This is a genomic window from Aeromonas sp. R10-1, from assembly GCF_040908465.1.
In the GTDB taxonomy this organism is placed as follows: Bacteria; Pseudomonadota; Gammaproteobacteria; order Enterobacterales; family Aeromonadaceae; genus Aeromonas; species Aeromonas caviae.
This window is the reverse complement of the sequence record NZ_JBFODT010000036.1, coordinates 270,534-285,255: the sequence shown is the minus strand read 5'-3', so window position 1 is coordinate 285,255 and position 14,722 is coordinate 270,534. Positions and strand designations below refer to the sequence as shown.

Here is a 14,722-nt window from a genome sequence, read left to right as displayed (position 1 = left end):
CTCAGCTCGGCTGGCCCTTGAGATAACCGCGCAGCGCCTCGTCGGCCATGATCTGCTGCAGCACGCTGCTCAGTTGCTGGTTCAGAGTGGATTCCAGATCGGCCATGCTCGGCTCGCCCGGGCCCTCCTTGCTGGAGGACATGTTGAACTGCTTGGTCAGCTTGCTGCCCTGGAAGTCGGCAATCACCTGCAGGCTGACGCGGGACTTGGTGACATAGGTGAAGGTCTTCTCTTCCACGGTGACGGCGGCAGTGGAGATGGCCAGCGTCAGGTTGGTGGTGCCGCTGTTGCCCACTTCCAGGCCCTGGCTGCGCAGCCCTTCCGCCAGTTTTTCAGCCAGCAGGCTGTTGAGAGGCTGACTGCTGTTTACCAGCACAGGGGCCTTCTCTTTTTTCTTGATGGAGAAGACATAGGCGGCTTCACGCTTGTCCACCCCTTCCATGGTGATGCGGTTGCCGGAGTAGTACTGCTGGTTGGAGGGGATGACTTGCGGGTTGAGCAGGGCGCTCTCGGGCCAGTGAGTAGCACAACCGCCCAATACCAGAGCGGCCAGCAGCAAGAGTGACTTTTTCATCATGGGTTTCCTTTAGCTTTATCTTTAGCGTTTGATGGCTTTCAAAATAACGAATTTGCTGTTCGACGCAACGACTTGTGCGTTGCCAAACAGGCGCTTGAGTTTGTTGCGATAGTCCAGATGACGGTTGCCTACTATCCAGAGTTCGCCCCCCTGAGGCAACACCCGGTGGGCGTCGCTGAACATCTGCCAGGCGATGTGATCGGTGATCGCCTGCAGCTGATGGAAGGGGGGATTGCAGAGGATCCTGTCCGCTGCCCCGACGGAAACGTCATCGAGACAGTTGTTGACCATGAAGTGGGCACGGGGCAGGGCATCGGGCAGGTTGTGCTCGACGTTGAGCCGTGCGGACGCTACCGCCATCCGGGATTCGTCGATGAAGGTCACCTCCACCTCGCTGTCTCGTGCCAGCAGGGAGAGCCCGAGCACGCCGTTGCCACATCCCAGATCGATCACCCTGCGGGCACTGTGGATGGGCAGGTTGTCCAGCATGAAGCGGGCGCCGATATCCAGGCTGGTGCGCGAGAACACGTTGGCATGGTTGTGGATGAGCATGTCGGTGTCTTCCAGCGGCCAGACGGTCGGGAAGGGACTGGTCAGGGACGGGCGCTCGGCGGCCGGGGTGCAATGAATGAGGCGTGCCTTCTTCCAGGCGAGTGAGGTGCGGGTCTCCCCCAGATACTTCTCGAACAGCTTGAGGGTGGAGGTGTGGATGTCCTTGGCCTTGCCGGCAGCAATGATGCGGGTCGCGGGGGTGACGACCCCGCGCAGGGCAAGCAGTTGCTGCTCCAGCAGCGCCTGATACTTGGAGACCTTGATCACCACCAGGGCGGGGGCATCGGGCAGGGGGGCCAGCGCATCCTGCAGGGTGATGGCGTGGGGAGCCAGCCCGTTTTCCGCCAGGTTGGCCAGGGTGGCCCGCTCGCTGATGTGGGAGTCGGTCACGCAGACGGGGGCGTGGGCATGCAGATAGCCTGCCAGGGCGCCGAAGCCGTCGTTCATGATGATGACGGGGCCGTCAGGTGCCTGCTGCGATTCGGCAAGGTGGCTTATCAGGTACTCGTCCGCCGCATCCCAGGCCTGCAGGGGGTCCTGGCTCTGCCGTGGGTAACGATACAGGGTCAGGCGGCAGTGGGCCGTGTCGAGCAGGGTTTGCATAGGCAAGAGTCCAACGTGTGATTGATGAATGGCGACCGTCTGCCCCGTGTTGCCCGGCAGCGGTGAAAGTGGCGCTATTCTAGCGGCGGCGGAGAAATTCACCAGTCCGGTGCGGCGAGAGCGAGCGGATCCTTCGTACCTGATGCATCGGGCGCACAACCCTGGCTACAATGGCCGGATATTCAACGAGGAGTCCTTACCGTGAGCATGCAACAACAGATAGAGGCCAAGCTGGCCGCCGCGCTCTCCCCGAGCCACCTGGAAGTGATCAATGAAAGCTACATGCACAGGGTGGCACCGGGCTCCGAAAGCCACTTCAAGGTAGTCGTGGTGAGCCAGGCGTTTGAGGGACAGCGTTTGCTGGGTCGCCATCGTCAGGTGAACGGGGTGCTGGCCGACGAGCTGGCGGGAGCCATTCATGCATTGGCGCTGCATACCTATACCGAATCCGAGTGGCAGGCCCGGGAGCAGGCGCCAAAGACGCCGGGTTGCGTCAGCAAATCCCCCTTTGCGTGAGCCGTTGTACCTTCTGATGGCGCCTTCCTCGGGCCATTAACAGCGCTATCACGAATGGTGTGCCGCCAGGGATGAGGGGTGTAGCATTATTTTTTCTAATCCTTTTCCTTGCGCCTGAAAAATACCTCTATATGGTTAGTTTTGCGAAAAGTCCTTTAAAACCACGGTTTGCAAGGACGTGCGCGAAATATTCAGTGAAGGTTAATTTTGTGATAGGGCGGGGATTTTCCCCATTTGGCGTGGCGGCTAACTCGCCTAAGGTGGTAAACTCAGGCGCTTTTGAATGATCCTGTATGTTGCTGATTTGTTTATTTCTTCGACAGCTTTCCGCGATGTTGACGGGCTCATTCAACAACTCGTCGTGATGTATTTCTCGGCGCTAACCAACCTGTCTTCCCTTAACGGTAGTGCAAGTGAGTATGATTACAATTAAAAGAGGACTGGACATCCCCGTGCTGGGTGCTCCGGAGCAAGTAATCTACGATGGCCCGGCCATCACCCGTGTTGCTACACTCGGCGAAGAGTTCGTGGGGATGCGTCCTACTATGTTTGTCAAAGTAGGTGATCGCGTCATTAAAGGTCAGGAGCTCTTCGAAGATAAGAAGAATCCCGGCGTTAAATTCACGGCCCCTGCCACCGGTGTGGTTTCTGAGATCAACCGTGGTGCCAAGCGTGTTCTCCAGTCCGTCGTCATCGACATTGATGGGTCCGACGAGCAGGTGACCTTTGCGCATTTTGCCTCCGCCGAGCTGGCACAGCTCGAGCGCAGCAAGGTGCAGGAGATCCTGGTCGCATCAGGCCAATGGACCGCGCTGCGTACCCGCCCGTTCAGCAAGGTGCCGGCCGTGGGCTCCACCCCGCGCGCCATCTTCGTCACCGCCATGGACACCAATCCGCTGGCCGCCAGTGCGGAGCTGATCATCAAGGAACAGGCCCAGGCCTTCCTCGACGGTCTGGCCGTGCTGACCCGCCTGACCGATGGTACCGTCCACGTCTGCAAGGGCGAAGCCAGCCTGCCGCACTCCTCCCTGGCCCAGGTCAAGGAAGCCGTGTTCGTCGGTCCGCATCCCGCCGGTCTGCCGGGCACCCACATCCACTTCCTGGATCCGGTCGGTGCCAACAAGGTGCAGTGGCACATCAACTATCAGGACGTGATCGCTTACGGCAAGCTGTTCACCACCGGCCAGATCTTTACCGACAAGGTGATCTCCCTGGCTGGCCCGAACGTCATCAAGCCGCGTCTGCTGCGTACCCGTCTGGGTGCCAGCCTCAGCCAGCTGACCAACAACGAGCTGCGTGCGGACGAAAACCGCATCATCTCCGGTTCCCTGCTGAGCGGTGCCAAGGCCGAAGGGGTCCATGACTACCTGGGTCGCTTCCACAACCAGGTGAGCGTGCTGGGCGAAGGCCGTGAGAAAGAGTTCATGGGCTGGGTCAAACCCAGTGCCAACAAGTTCTCCATCACCCGTACCACCCTCTCTCACCTGATGAAGGGCAAACTCATCAACTTCACTACCACCACCAACGGTAGTGATCGCTCCATGGTGCCTATCGGCAACTATGAGCGTGTGATGCCGCTCGACATCCTGCCGACCCTGCTGCTGCGGGATCTGATCTCCGGTGATACCGACAGCGCGCAGGCGCTCGGCTGCCTGGAGCTGGATGAGGAAGATTTGGCGCTCTGTACCTTCGTCTGCCCCGGCAAGACAGAGTACGGCCCCGTCTTGCGTGAGTGCCTGACCAAGATCGAACTGGAAGGTTAAGCGATGAGTTTCAAGCAACTTCTTGAAAATATGGAACATCACTTCGAGCCGGGTGGCAAGTACGCAAAGTACTATGCCTTGTTCGAAGCGGCGTACACCCTGTTTTATACCCCGGGTTCCGTGACCCGCAATGCCGCCCATGTCCGTGATGCGATCGATCTGAAGCGCATGATGATCATGGTGTGGCTGGCTGTGTTCCCGGCCATGTTCTGGGGCATGTACAACGTCGGCAACCAGTCTATCGCCGCTATCGCCCACATGGGCAGCGCGGCCGGTGCCGATTCCTGGCAATACGCCCTGGCCACCCTGTTCGGTGCCTCGCTGGATCCGGCCGTCGCCGGCATCGGCAGCAAGATGCTGATCGGTGCGGCGCACTTCTTCCCGATCTACATCACCGTCTTCATCGTCGGTGGTTTCTGGGAAGTGTTGTTCGCCATGGTGCGCAAGCACGAGATCAACGAAGGCTTCTTCGTGACCTCCATCCTGTTCGCCCTGATCGTGCCGCCCGAGCTGCCCCTGTGGCAAGCTGCCCTGGGTATCACCTTCGGTGTGGTGCTGGCCAAGGAAGTGTTCGGTGGTACCGGCAAAAACTTCCTGAACCCGGCGTTGGCGGGTCGTGCCTTCCTGTTCTTCGCCTACCCGGGTCAAATCTCCGGTGATGCGGTCTGGGTTGCCGTTGACGGCTTCTCCGGCGCAACCGCACTGAGCCAGTGGGCCCAGGGCGGCCAGATGGCGCTGATCAACGGTGCCACCGGTGAAGCCATCAGCTGGATGGATGCCTTCCTTGGCAACCTGCCCGGTTCCATCGGTGAAGTTTCCACCCTGATGATCCTCATCGGTGCAGCCATGATCGTCTACATGCGCATCGCCTCCTGGCGCATCATCGCCGGCGTCATGGTCGGCATGGTCGCGACCTCCCTGCTGTTCAACGTCATCGGTTCCGATACCAACCCCATGTTCAGCATGCCGTGGCACTGGCACCTGGTGCTGGGTGGCTTCGCGTTCGGCATGGCCTTCATGGCGACCGACCCCGTTTCCGCTGCCTTCACCAACAAGGGCAAGTGGTGGTATGGCGCCCTGATCGGCGTGATGGTGGTGCTGATCCGGGTAGTGAACCCTGCATTCCCGGAAGGCATGATGCTGGCCATTCTGTTCGCCAACCTGTTTGCCCCCTTGTTTGACCATTTCGTGGCACAGGCGAACATCAAGCGGAGGATCGCACGTGGCGTTTAATAAAGACTCTACTACCGGCACTCTCGCCGTAGTGACCGGTCTGTGTCTGGTCTGCTCCATCGTGGTCTCCGTGGCCGCCGTGGGTCTGCGTCCGGCCCAGCTGGAAAACAAGGCGCTGGACAAGCAAAGCAACATCCTGTCCGTCGCCGGCGTCGACATCAGCGCCGTGGCCAAGCGTGACCTGGCCCAGCTCTATGGCGACAAGATTGAAGCGCGTCTGGTGGATCTGACCACTGGTGAGTTCGTTGACGGCGATGCCGACAACTTCGACACCAAGGTTGCCGCCAAGGATCCGGCCAAGAGCATCCGTCTGGCCCCGGCCGACGACAAGGCCGGCCTGCGTCAGATCTCCAAGCTGGTTCCCGTGTTCTTCGCCAAAGATGCCGAGGGCAAGGTCGACAACATCATCCTGCCGATCTACGGCCAGGGTCTGTGGTCCACTATGTATGCCTTCGTAGCGGTCGCGGCCGACGGTCAGACCATCAAGGGCATCACCTACTATGACCACGGTGAAACCCCGGGTCTGGGTGGCGAGATCGAGAACCCGGCCTGGCGCGAGCTGTTCGTCGGCAAGAAGCTGTTCGACCAGAACGGTCAGCCTGCGCTGCGGGTGATCAAGGGCCATGCTCCGGCTGGTTCCGAGCATGAAATCGACGGCCTGTCTGGTGCAACCCTGACCGGTAATGGTGTACAGCACACCTTCGACTTCTGGATGGGCCCCAAGGGCTTCGGTCCCTTCCTGGCCAAGGTACGTGCAGGAGAAATCAACAATGGCTGACAAGAGCGAAATGAAAAAGTTGCTGTTGACGCCTGTGCTCGGCAACAACCCCATCGCACTGCAGGTGCTGGGTGTCTGTTCCGCGCTGGCCGTTACCAGCCAGATGAAGACGGCGTTCGTGATGACGCTGGCCGTTACCGCGGTCACCGCCTTCTCCAACCTGTTCATCTCTCTGATCCGCAACCAGATCCCGAACAGCGTGCGGATCATCGCCCAGATGGCGGTGATTGCCTCGCTGGTTATCGTGGTTGACCAGGTGCTCAAGGCGTATGCCTACGACATCTCCAAGCAACTGTCGGTGTTCGTCGGCCTCATCATCACCAACTGTATCGTGATGGGTCGTGCCGAAGCCTACGCCATGAAGAGTGCCCCGCTGCCCTCCTTCCTGGACGGTATCGGCAACGGTCTGGGTTATGGCGCCGTGCTGCTGACCGTGGCCACCGTGCGCGAGATCCTGGGCTCCGGCACCTGGTTCGGCATCGAGCTGCTGCCGCTGGTGAACAATGGTGGCTGGTATGTGCCCAACGGCCTGCTGCTGTTGCCGCCGAGTGCGTTCTTCATCATTGGTCTGATCATCTGGGGCGTGCGCACCAAGGATCCCAAGCAGGTAGAGGCGAAGGATTAAGGTATGGAACACTATATCAGTCTGTTGATTCGCTCGATCTTCATCGAGAACCTGGCGCTCTCCTTCTTCCTGGGGATGTGTACCTTCCTGGCGGTGTCCAAGAAGGTCAAGACCGCCATGGGGCTGGGGATTGCCGTTATCGTGGTTCAGACCGTTGCCGTCCCGGCCAACAACCTGATCTACAACTACGTGCTCAAAGACGGTGCCTTGGTATCCGGTCTGGATCTGAGTTTCCTGAGCTTCATCACCTTCATCGGGGTGATCGCGGCCCTGGTTCAGATCCTGGAGATGGCCCTGGACAAGTACTTCCCGGCCCTCTACAACGCCCTCGGTATCTTCCTGCCGCTCATCACCGTGAACTGCGCCATCTTCGGTGGCGTCTCCTTCATGGTGCAGCGTGACTACAACTTCGTTGAGTCCGTGGTCTATGGCGTGGGTTCGGGTGCAGGCTGGATGCTGGCCATCGTCGCGATGGCAGGGATCCGCGAGAAGATGAAATATTCCGATGTTCCGGAAGGCCTGCGTGGCCTTGGCATCACCTTCATCACCGCGGGTCTGATGGCGCTGGGCTTCATGTCCTTCTCTGGTATTTCCCTGTAATCGGAAAGGAAATATAGATGGAAATTATTCTGGGTGTGGTCATGTTCACCGTGATCCTGCTGGCCTTGGTGGCAGTTATTCTGTTCGCCAAGTCCAAGCTGGTGACCGCCGGTGACGTGACAATCAGCATCAACGGCGACCCGGCCAAGGCTGTGACCAGCCCGGCGGGTGGCAAGCTGCTTGGCGTGCTCGCCGGCAGTGGTATCTTCGTCTCCTCCGCCTGTGGCGGCGGTGGCTCCTGTGGTCAGTGCAAGGTGCGTGTGAAATCCGGCGGCGGCGACATCCTGCCGACCGAGCTGGATCACATCAGCAAGGGCGAAGCCCGTCATGGCGAGCGTCTGGCCTGCCAGGTTACCGTGCGTTCCGACATGGACATCGAGCTGCCGGAAGAGATCTTCGGCGTGAAGAAGTGGGACTGTACCGTCATCTCCAATGACAACAAGGCCACCTTCATCAAGGAGCTCAAGCTGCAGATCCCCGATGGCGAGAGCGTGCCGTTCCGCGCCGGTGGTTATATCCAGATCGAAGCGCCTGCCCACCACGTGCAGTACAAGAACTTCGATATTCCCGAGGAGTATCGTGGCGACTGGGATCGCTTCAAGATCTTCGAGCTGGAGTCCAAGGTCAACGAGCCGATCATCCGTGCCTACTCCATGGCGAACTATCCGGAAGAGTTCGGCATCATCATGCTGAACGTGCGGATCGCAACCCCGCCGCCCAGCAACTGGACTGCCCCTCCCGGTCAGATGTCTTCCTACATCTTCAGCCTGAAGGCCGGTGACAAGGTGACCATCTCCGGTCCGTTCGGCGAGTTCTTCGCCAAGGACACCGACGCCGAAATGGTGTTCGTCGGTGGTGGTGCGGGTATGGCGCCGATGCGCTCCCACATCTTCGACCAGCTGCGCCGTCTGAAGACCAAGCGCAAGATGAGCTTCTGGTACGGTGCCCGTTCCAAGCGCGAGATGTTCTATGTCGAAGACTTCGACATGCTGCAGGCCGAGAACGACAACTTCCAGTGGCACGTCGCCCTGTCCGATCCGCAACCGGAAGACAACTGGGATGGCTACACCGGCTTCATCCACAACGTGTTGTTCGAGAACTACCTCAAGAACCACGAGGCGCCTGAGGATTGCGAGTTCTACATGTGCGGGCCTCCCGTGATGAACGCCGCCGTCATCAACATGCTGAAAAACCTCGGTGTTGAAGACGAGAACATCCTGCTGGATGACTTCGGTGGTTAATCCATGCACAGCGTTGTAAAGACCTGGCTAGCCTTCGGGCTAGCCTTTTTCTTGACTGGGTGCGGTCAGGAAACGGTCCAATCGAAGCCGGAGATCCACATCACCGGCAGCACCATGGGTACCTACTACTCCATCAAGGTGGCAGATAGCGCTGTTCAGGATGCCGCCAGGCTGCAAGCCGAGGTCGACGTCTTGCTGGAGCGGGTCAACGATCAGATGTCGACCTATCGCCCGGATTCCGAGCTGTCACGCTTCAACCAGCACAAGAGCAATACCCCTGTGGTGGTTTCCCGCGATACCGCACGGGTGGTAACCGAGGCCATTCACATTGGCCGCGAGAGCCGCGGGGCGCTGGACGTCACCGTCGGTCCTCTGGTCAATCTGTGGGGCTTTGGGCCGGATGCCAGACCGACCAAGGTGCCGTCCGACGAGCTGATCGCCCAGACCCGGCAGAAGACGGGCCTTGGCAATCTGCATGTGATAACCTCTGCCGATGCCGATACCCTGCAAAAGGACATCCCGGACCTCTACGTGGATCTCTCTGCCATTGCCAAGGGGTTTGGCGTAGACAAGGTGGCCGAGTACCTGGAGTCCCAGGGGGCGCGCAACTATCTGGTGGAGATAGGCGGCGAGCTGCGCATCAACGGTGTCAACGGCAAGGGGCATCCCTGGCGTGTCGCCATCGAGAAGCCGACCGTCAATGCCGGTTCAGTACAGGAGGTGATCCTGCCCGGTGACAACGGGGTGGCCACCTCGGGCGAGTACCGCAACTATTACGAGCTGGACGGCAAGCGCTTCTCCCACACCATGGATCCGCTGACGGGCAAGCCCATCCAGCACCGCCTGGTGTCGGTGACCGTCATCCACCCCTCCTGCATGACAGCAGACGGGTTGGCGACCGTGTTTATGGTCATGGGGCCGGAGAAGAGCCTGGCCTATGCCAAGGAACGGGGGCTGGCCATCTTCACCATCACCAAGACGGATGACGGGTTCGAAGAGGCTTATTCGGATGCCTTCAAACCATATCTGGTCAAGAAGTAAGGGGTAACTACATGCAGATCTTTCTGATCACCTTCGGGGTGTTTCTGATGGTCGTGGTGGCCATGGCCATCGGCTACATTTTCCAGCGCAAGTCCATCTCCGGCTCCTGTGGCGGCCTGGGTTCCATCGGGATCGAGAAGGAGTGCGACTGCCCCGAGCCTTGCGACAACCGCAAGAAGAAGATGGCCAAGGAAGAGGCCCGTCGCAAGATGCTGGTGGACAACCGCATCATCTAACGGCGGATATCGCTCTGAAGGCAGCTGTGCAACGAAACGAGCCGACCTCTGAGTCGGCTCGTTTTTTTATGTGGCATGGGGTCAGTAGTCATATTGGCTGCATGCCTTTGCCTTGAACTCTTTCTTTCGCTTTGCCAGCTCCTCCCTGGTGCCCAGTTCATCCCCCTGCCTGATGGCGGTTTCCAGTATCTCGATGCGCTTGTACAGCCAGCTGCATTCGGCTGTTGGGTGATCCTTGGCCATGGTCGCTAGCGGCAACAGCAGCAGGCAGAGCCCCGCCCGGATGATGCTCATGCTTCTCCTCCTTGAGTCTCGTGTGGATGTGGCCTTGAGAGTCTATGCCGCCGCGCCCGCGTGCAGACTGGTAGAAATGACAGGGGTGGGGTAGCATGATTCAATTGACTGGTTATCTATACAGTGGTGTCGTCGGCAGGCCGTCCCCCTGGTGGCCACGCGACCGGCACCGACACAGCAACAGACACGGCCATGCGCAAGATCATTCACATTGACATGGACTGCTTCTTCGCCGCGGTGGAGATGCGGGACAACCCGGCCCTCAGGGAGGTGCCGCTCGCCATTGGTGGCGCCGCCGACCGACGCGGGGTCATCTCCACCTGCAACTACGTGGCGCGCCGCTTCGGGGTGCGCTCCGCCATGCCGAGCGCCCTGGCCAGAAAGCTCTGTCCGCCATTGGTGCTGATCCCCGGGCGGATGGCCGTCTACAAAGAAACTTCGCGCCAGTTGCGCGCCATCTTCCTGCGCTACACCGAGCAGGTGGAGCCGCTCTCCCTCGATGAAGCCTATCTCGACGTGACCCTGAGTCCCCGCTGCGGTGGCAGCGCCACCCTGATGGCGGCGGAGATCCGTGCCGCCATCAGCGCCGAGCTTGGGTTGACTGCCTCGGCCGGTGTGGCGCCGAACAAGTTTCTGGCCAAGCTCGCCTCCGAGCAGCGCAAGCCTGACGGCCTGTTCGTCATCCGCCCCCGGGAGGTGGACGAGTTCGTGCGCCAGCTCCCCCTTGGCAAGCTGCCCGGCATCGGCCGCAAGACGGCAGAGCGGCTGGAGTCCCTCGGGCTGTATTCGTGCGAAGATGCCCGCCAGCTCGGCAACGAGGAGCTGATCGCCCGTTTCGGCAAGCTCGGGGAGATGCTGGCCGGCCGCATCTGGGGGCATGACGATCAGCCGGTGCAGGCCCGGCGGGTGCGCAAGAGCATCGGTGTGGAGACGACGCTCGCCAGCGATGTGCTGGACGAGGACGCCTGCTGGCAGGTGCTCAGCCGGCTCATTCCCGAGCTGGAGCAGCGTTTTGCCAAGGCCTGCTCTGCGGAGATGTTGATGGGGCAGGGGATCAAGCTGAAGTTTGCCGATTTTCACCAGACCACCGTCTATCGCAAGGGGAGTTATCAGGCGGCCCGCTTCCACGATCTGCTGCACGAGGGACTGCAACGGGCTCAAGGAAAGCCCATTCGCCTGCTCGGTCTGGTCGTTGGTTTGCCCGGAGAGGGTGAAATCAATCAATTAAGCCTGGATTTCTGCTGATTTAGTTAAGTTTTTGTATCCAAAACCGATACAGTGTTCACATCTGTAGACGTTAGGAAATAGTGGCATGAGTTCTCTTTCTGTTCAGGGACGGATCACCCTGATCGCCGGTTGCTGTCTGCTGGCCAGTGCCGTCGCGCTGGTGGCTTCTTCTCTTTTCAACGCGGCCCGCATGCAGGAGCAGGTGCTAACCTCCACCACCTTGGAGGGGCAGCACGCGGCAGAAAACTGGATGCAGGCCATGGGGGCGACCCAGGCAGCCCGGGTGACCAGCTACCTCGATGAGGCTTACTTCAGGGCTACCCTGCTTGCCGAGGGCATCTTGTTCCAGCGCAAGAACGCGGCCGACAACTTCGTTCACTCCGAGGCGCTGCGCAATGCCGTCAACCAGCAGTTGCAGGATGCGGCGGAGTCGTCAGCGAACCTGCTCGGTGTCTATGCGGTATTCGAACCCAACCAGCTCGACGGGGAGGATGACAACTATCAGGGGTCGACGGCGCTTGGCGCCAACGACAAGGGGCGTTTTTCCAGCTATTGGGCCAGGGTCGACGGCAAGGTCAGCCTGGAGGTGATGGACGAGGCGATGCTGGCCAACGACAAGCCCTCCGGACACGGCGGCCTTGAGAACGACTGGTACAGTTGCAGCATCCGCAGCAAGGCGCTCTGTCTGCTCGAACCCTATGTGGACGAGGTGGGGACCCAGCAGGTGTTGATGACCTCGGTGACCGTGCCGCTGCTGGACCAGGGCTCCCTGCTTGGCATGGTGGGGGTCGACATCTCCCTGGGGACCCTGCAGAGCCTGGTGGAAGAGATGGGCCGGACCCTCTACAAGGGGCAGGGCAAGGTGCTTCTGCTCAGCAGTGAAGGGCGGGTGGCCGGCGTGGAAGGGTTCCCGGTCGCCCTTGGCGATCTGCTGGAGCAGCAAGGGCTGGCGCAGGATCTCAAGGGGTGGCTGACCAAGGGAGATGTGGTGACGCGCTGGAGCCCGGATGGCGCACTGTTGCAGACCTTCGTGCCGGTCAGCATGCGCGGTACGGATCGCAAGTGGGGCATCTATATCGAGCTGCCCCGCGCCGTGGTGCTCGCCTCGGCCCTGCAACTGCAAGGGGAGCTTGAGGATCAGGCCCAGCGCAGCGTGGCCACCCAGCTCACCATAGGTGGCGGGATTTCGGCGCTCGCCCTGCTCTGCATCTGGCTGATGGCCCAGCGTATCGTGGCGCCCATCCGCGCCGTGGTGGCACGCCTCAAGGACATCGCCAGCGGGGAGGGGGATCTCACCCAGCGCATCGATCTGCGCAGGGATGACGAGATAGGCGAGCTGGCCAAGTGGTTCAACAAGTTCCTGGACAAGCTGCAATCCACCATCAGCCAGGTGATCGACACCGTTGCGGGCACTCGGGCCAGTGCGGCCCTGGCGGCGCAAGGGGCAGCCCGTACCAGCGCCGGCATGCAGTCCCAGTATCAGGAGGTGGATCTGGTGGCGACCGCGTTTGAAGAGTTGAGCGCTACCGCCCTGCAGGTCGCCGGCAATGCCAATGCGGCGGTGGCGGCGGCCGATGAGGCCGACACGGCGGCCCAGGAGGGCAAGTCCGTGGTGGCGCAGACCCAGGAGGCCATGTCCAGACTGATGACGGTGATAAGCGATGCCAAACCAGTGGTGGAGCACCTCTCCGCCAACAGCGACAACATCAACGACATCCTGGTGGTGATCCAGGGGATCGCCGAGCAGACCAACCTGCTGGCCCTGAACGCGGCCATCGAGGCGGCCCGAGCCGGTGAGCAGGGGCGCGGTTTTGCGGTGGTCGCCGACGAGGTGCGCAACCTGGCGGGACGAACCCAGAACGCCATCGTCGAGATCCAGAACCTCATCGGCCAGTTGCAGTCGGGGACGGAGGCGGTGGTGAAGGCGATCCTGACCGGCCATCACCAGGCGGATCTGACCCTCACCAAGGTGGAGCTGTCGGTCAGCGTGCTGGAGCAGATCATCCAGGCTGTCGGCACCATCCACCAGATGAACGAGCAGATCGCGAGGGCCGCGCAGGAGCAGAGCGGGGTGGCGGACGAGATCAATCGCAACGTCAGCAACATTCGCGATGTGAGCCATACCATTCGGGCGGAAGCGGCGACCTCCGCCGACAACGGGCGCGAGCTGTCGCAACTGGCGGACAAGCAGCAGCAACTGGTGGGCCAGTTCCGGGTGTAGGGGAGGATAAGAAAAAAGGCGCCATCCAACCGGAGGCGCCAAACACATTCAGATGACAGACTGGGTTAAATCGACCTGATTTAGCCCTTCTTCCCGCAGAGGAAGAAACACAACACCACAATCACTGTCGACTCACTCACAAAAACCACATGTAAACCAACATGGAAGAGAAGGTGTGAGCCATATGACAACGAATTGCGTGGCGAATTATGTTTATTCACTGGTCGACCCGCAACCGACAATTTATAATGCGCCCCATTAGAAAAATTCATCGTCGGCCGATTCCATGTCTCGTCGTTTACCTCCGCTCAATGCACTGAAAGCGTTTGAAGCCGCGGCTCGTCACTTGAGCTTTACCCGCGCAGCAGAAGAGCTGTTCGTGACCCAGGCAGCCATCAGCCACCAGATCAAGGCGCTGGAGGAGTATCTCGGCATCAAGCTGTTTCGCCGCAAGAATCGCTCCCTGCTACTGACCGAGGAGGGGCAGAGCTACTTCCTCGACATCAAGGACATCTTCGCCTCCATCTCCGAGGCGACCGACAAGCTGCTGGCCCGCAGCGCCAAGGGGGCGCTCACCGTCTCCCTGCAGCCGAGCTTCGCCATCCAGTGGCTGGTGCCCCGCCTGGTCAAGTTCAGCGAACGCCACCCGGACATCGATGTGCGGATCAAGGCGGTGGACATGGACGAGGGGTCGCTGACCGACGACGTGGACGTGGCCATCTACTACGGCCGCGGCAACTGGCCGGGTCTTCGTTCGGACAAGCTGCACACCGAGTACCTGATCCCGGTCTGCTCGCCCCTGTTGCTGACCGGCCCCAAGCCCCTGCGCACCCCGGACGATCTGACCCGTCACACCCTGCTGCACGACACCTCCCGGCGCGACTGGAAGGCCTGGTTCCGCCAGCTCGACATCGATGCCCCCAATGTCAATCAGGGGCCCATCTTCAGCCACTCCACCATGGTGATCCAGGCGGCGATCCACGGTCAGGGGGTGGCGCTCGGCCACAGCGTGCTGGCCCAGCCGGAGATCGAGGCGGGTCGTCTCATCTGCCCGTTCGAACAGGTGCTGGTGAGCAAGAACGCTTTCTATCTGGTGTGTCAGGAGCAGCAGTCCGATCAGGGCAAGATAGTGGCTTTTCGCGACTGGATGCTGGAACTGGTGGAGCAGGAAGAGGCCCGCAGGCGTGCCCGCCTTGCCGATGCCTGAGGAGTTGA

The 14,722-nt window shown here is 60.6% G+C and carries 15 protein-coding genes; 12 read left to right on the top strand and 3 right to left on the bottom strand.

The window, feature by feature from the left end; translation table 11 throughout:
• Position 1 precedes the first annotated feature (1 nt).
• Both AB5Y93_RS18920 and AB5Y93_RS18915 read right to left on the bottom strand, forming a co-directional pair.
• A complete protein-coding gene (locus AB5Y93_RS18920) occupies positions 2-574 on the bottom strand; it encodes a YajG family lipoprotein (protein ID WP_368230098.1) in 573 nt (190 codons plus the stop codon).
• Positions 575-598: 24 nt separating this feature from the next.
• Complete coding sequence (locus tag AB5Y93_RS18915; RefSeq protein ID WP_368230096.1) at positions 599-1,732, bottom strand: methyltransferase; 1,134 nt, start codon at positions 1,730-1,732, stop codon at positions 599-601.
• Positions 1,733-1,939: 207 nt separating this feature from the next.
• Between AB5Y93_RS18915 and AB5Y93_RS18910 the strand changes: the two genes are divergently transcribed.
• The 9 genes from AB5Y93_RS18910 to nqrM all read left to right on the top strand — a co-directional run bounded on the left by AB5Y93_RS18910 (position 1,940) and on the right by nqrM (position 9,765).
• Complete coding sequence (locus AB5Y93_RS18910; protein WP_010673364.1) at positions 1,940-2,248, top strand: BolA family transcriptional regulator; 309 nt, start codon at positions 1,940-1,942, stop codon at positions 2,246-2,248.
• 419 nt (positions 2,249-2,667) lie between these two features.
• Positions 2,668-4,011: a Na(+)-translocating NADH-quinone reductase subunit A gene (locus tag AB5Y93_RS18905; RefSeq protein ID WP_069785570.1), complete on the top strand. Its 1,344-nt coding sequence runs from the start codon at positions 2,668-2,670 to the stop codon at positions 4,009-4,011.
• 3 nt (positions 4,012-4,014) lie between these two features.
• Positions 4,015-5,244, top strand: a complete 1,230-nt coding sequence (locus AB5Y93_RS18900) for an NADH:ubiquinone reductase (Na(+)-transporting) subunit B (RefSeq protein ID WP_010673367.1) — start codon at positions 4,015-4,017, stop codon at positions 5,242-5,244.
• Positions 5,234-6,022 (top strand): Na(+)-translocating NADH-quinone reductase subunit C, encoded by a 789-nt coding sequence (locus AB5Y93_RS18895; RefSeq protein ID WP_039040709.1) that lies wholly within the window; start codon positions 5,234-5,236, stop codon positions 6,020-6,022. The genes AB5Y93_RS18900 and AB5Y93_RS18895 overlap by 11 nt, the downstream gene beginning before the upstream one ends.
• Complete coding sequence (locus tag AB5Y93_RS18890; RefSeq protein WP_005303545.1) at positions 6,015-6,647, top strand: NADH:ubiquinone reductase (Na(+)-transporting) subunit D; 633 nt, start codon at positions 6,015-6,017, stop codon at positions 6,645-6,647. Before AB5Y93_RS18895 ends, AB5Y93_RS18890 begins: the two co-directional genes overlap by 8 nt.
• 3 nt (positions 6,648-6,650) lie before the next feature.
• The gene (gene nqrE / locus AB5Y93_RS18885; RefSeq protein ID WP_005303538.1) at positions 6,651-7,247 is read left to right on the top strand and encodes an NADH:ubiquinone reductase (Na(+)-transporting) subunit E; all 597 of its coding nucleotides are present in this window, start codon (positions 6,651-6,653) and stop codon (positions 7,245-7,247) included.
• A 17-nt stretch (positions 7,248-7,264) separates the two neighbouring features.
• Positions 7,265-8,488, top strand: coding sequence for an NADH:ubiquinone reductase (Na(+)-transporting) subunit F (nqrF, locus tag AB5Y93_RS18880; RefSeq protein WP_010673369.1), 1,224 nt, complete (start codon positions 7,265-7,267; stop codon positions 8,486-8,488).
• Positions 8,489-8,491: 3 nt separating this feature from the next.
• Entirely contained in the window at positions 8,492-9,529 is a 1,038-nt protein-coding gene (locus tag AB5Y93_RS18875) for an FAD:protein FMN transferase (protein WP_029313924.1), read from the top strand.
• An 11-nt stretch (positions 9,530-9,540) separates the two neighbouring features.
• A complete protein-coding gene (gene nqrM / locus AB5Y93_RS18870) occupies positions 9,541-9,765 on the top strand; it encodes a (Na+)-NQR maturation NqrM (protein WP_010673371.1) in 225 nt (74 codons plus the stop codon).
• Between the two features lie 81 nt (positions 9,766-9,846).
• Here the strand turns inward: nqrM and AB5Y93_RS18865 are convergent, their stop codons facing one another.
• Entirely contained in the window at positions 9,847-10,059 is a 213-nt protein-coding gene (locus tag AB5Y93_RS18865) for a hypothetical protein (protein ID WP_039040708.1), read from the bottom strand.
• A 192-nt stretch (positions 10,060-10,251) separates the two neighbouring features.
• Here AB5Y93_RS18865 and dinB point away from each other — a divergent pair, with 192 nt between their 5' ends.
• The 3 genes from dinB to AB5Y93_RS18850 all read left to right on the top strand — a co-directional run bounded on the left by dinB (position 10,252) and on the right by AB5Y93_RS18850 (position 14,714).
• The gene (gene dinB, locus AB5Y93_RS18860; RefSeq protein WP_368230094.1) at positions 10,252-11,304 is read left to right on the top strand and encodes a DNA polymerase IV; all 1,053 of its coding nucleotides are present in this window, start codon (positions 10,252-10,254) and stop codon (positions 11,302-11,304) included.
• A 67-nt stretch (positions 11,305-11,371) separates the two neighbouring features.
• On the top strand, positions 11,372-13,507 hold the full coding sequence (locus AB5Y93_RS18855) for a methyl-accepting chemotaxis protein (RefSeq protein WP_368230092.1): 2,136 nt from the start codon (positions 11,372-11,374) through the stop codon (positions 13,505-13,507).
• A 286-nt stretch (positions 13,508-13,793) separates the two neighbouring features.
• Positions 13,794-14,714 (top strand): transcriptional regulator GcvA, encoded by a 921-nt coding sequence (locus AB5Y93_RS18850; protein ID WP_029313926.1) that lies wholly within the window; start codon positions 13,794-13,796, stop codon positions 14,712-14,714.
• Positions 14,715-14,722 lie beyond the last annotated feature (8 nt).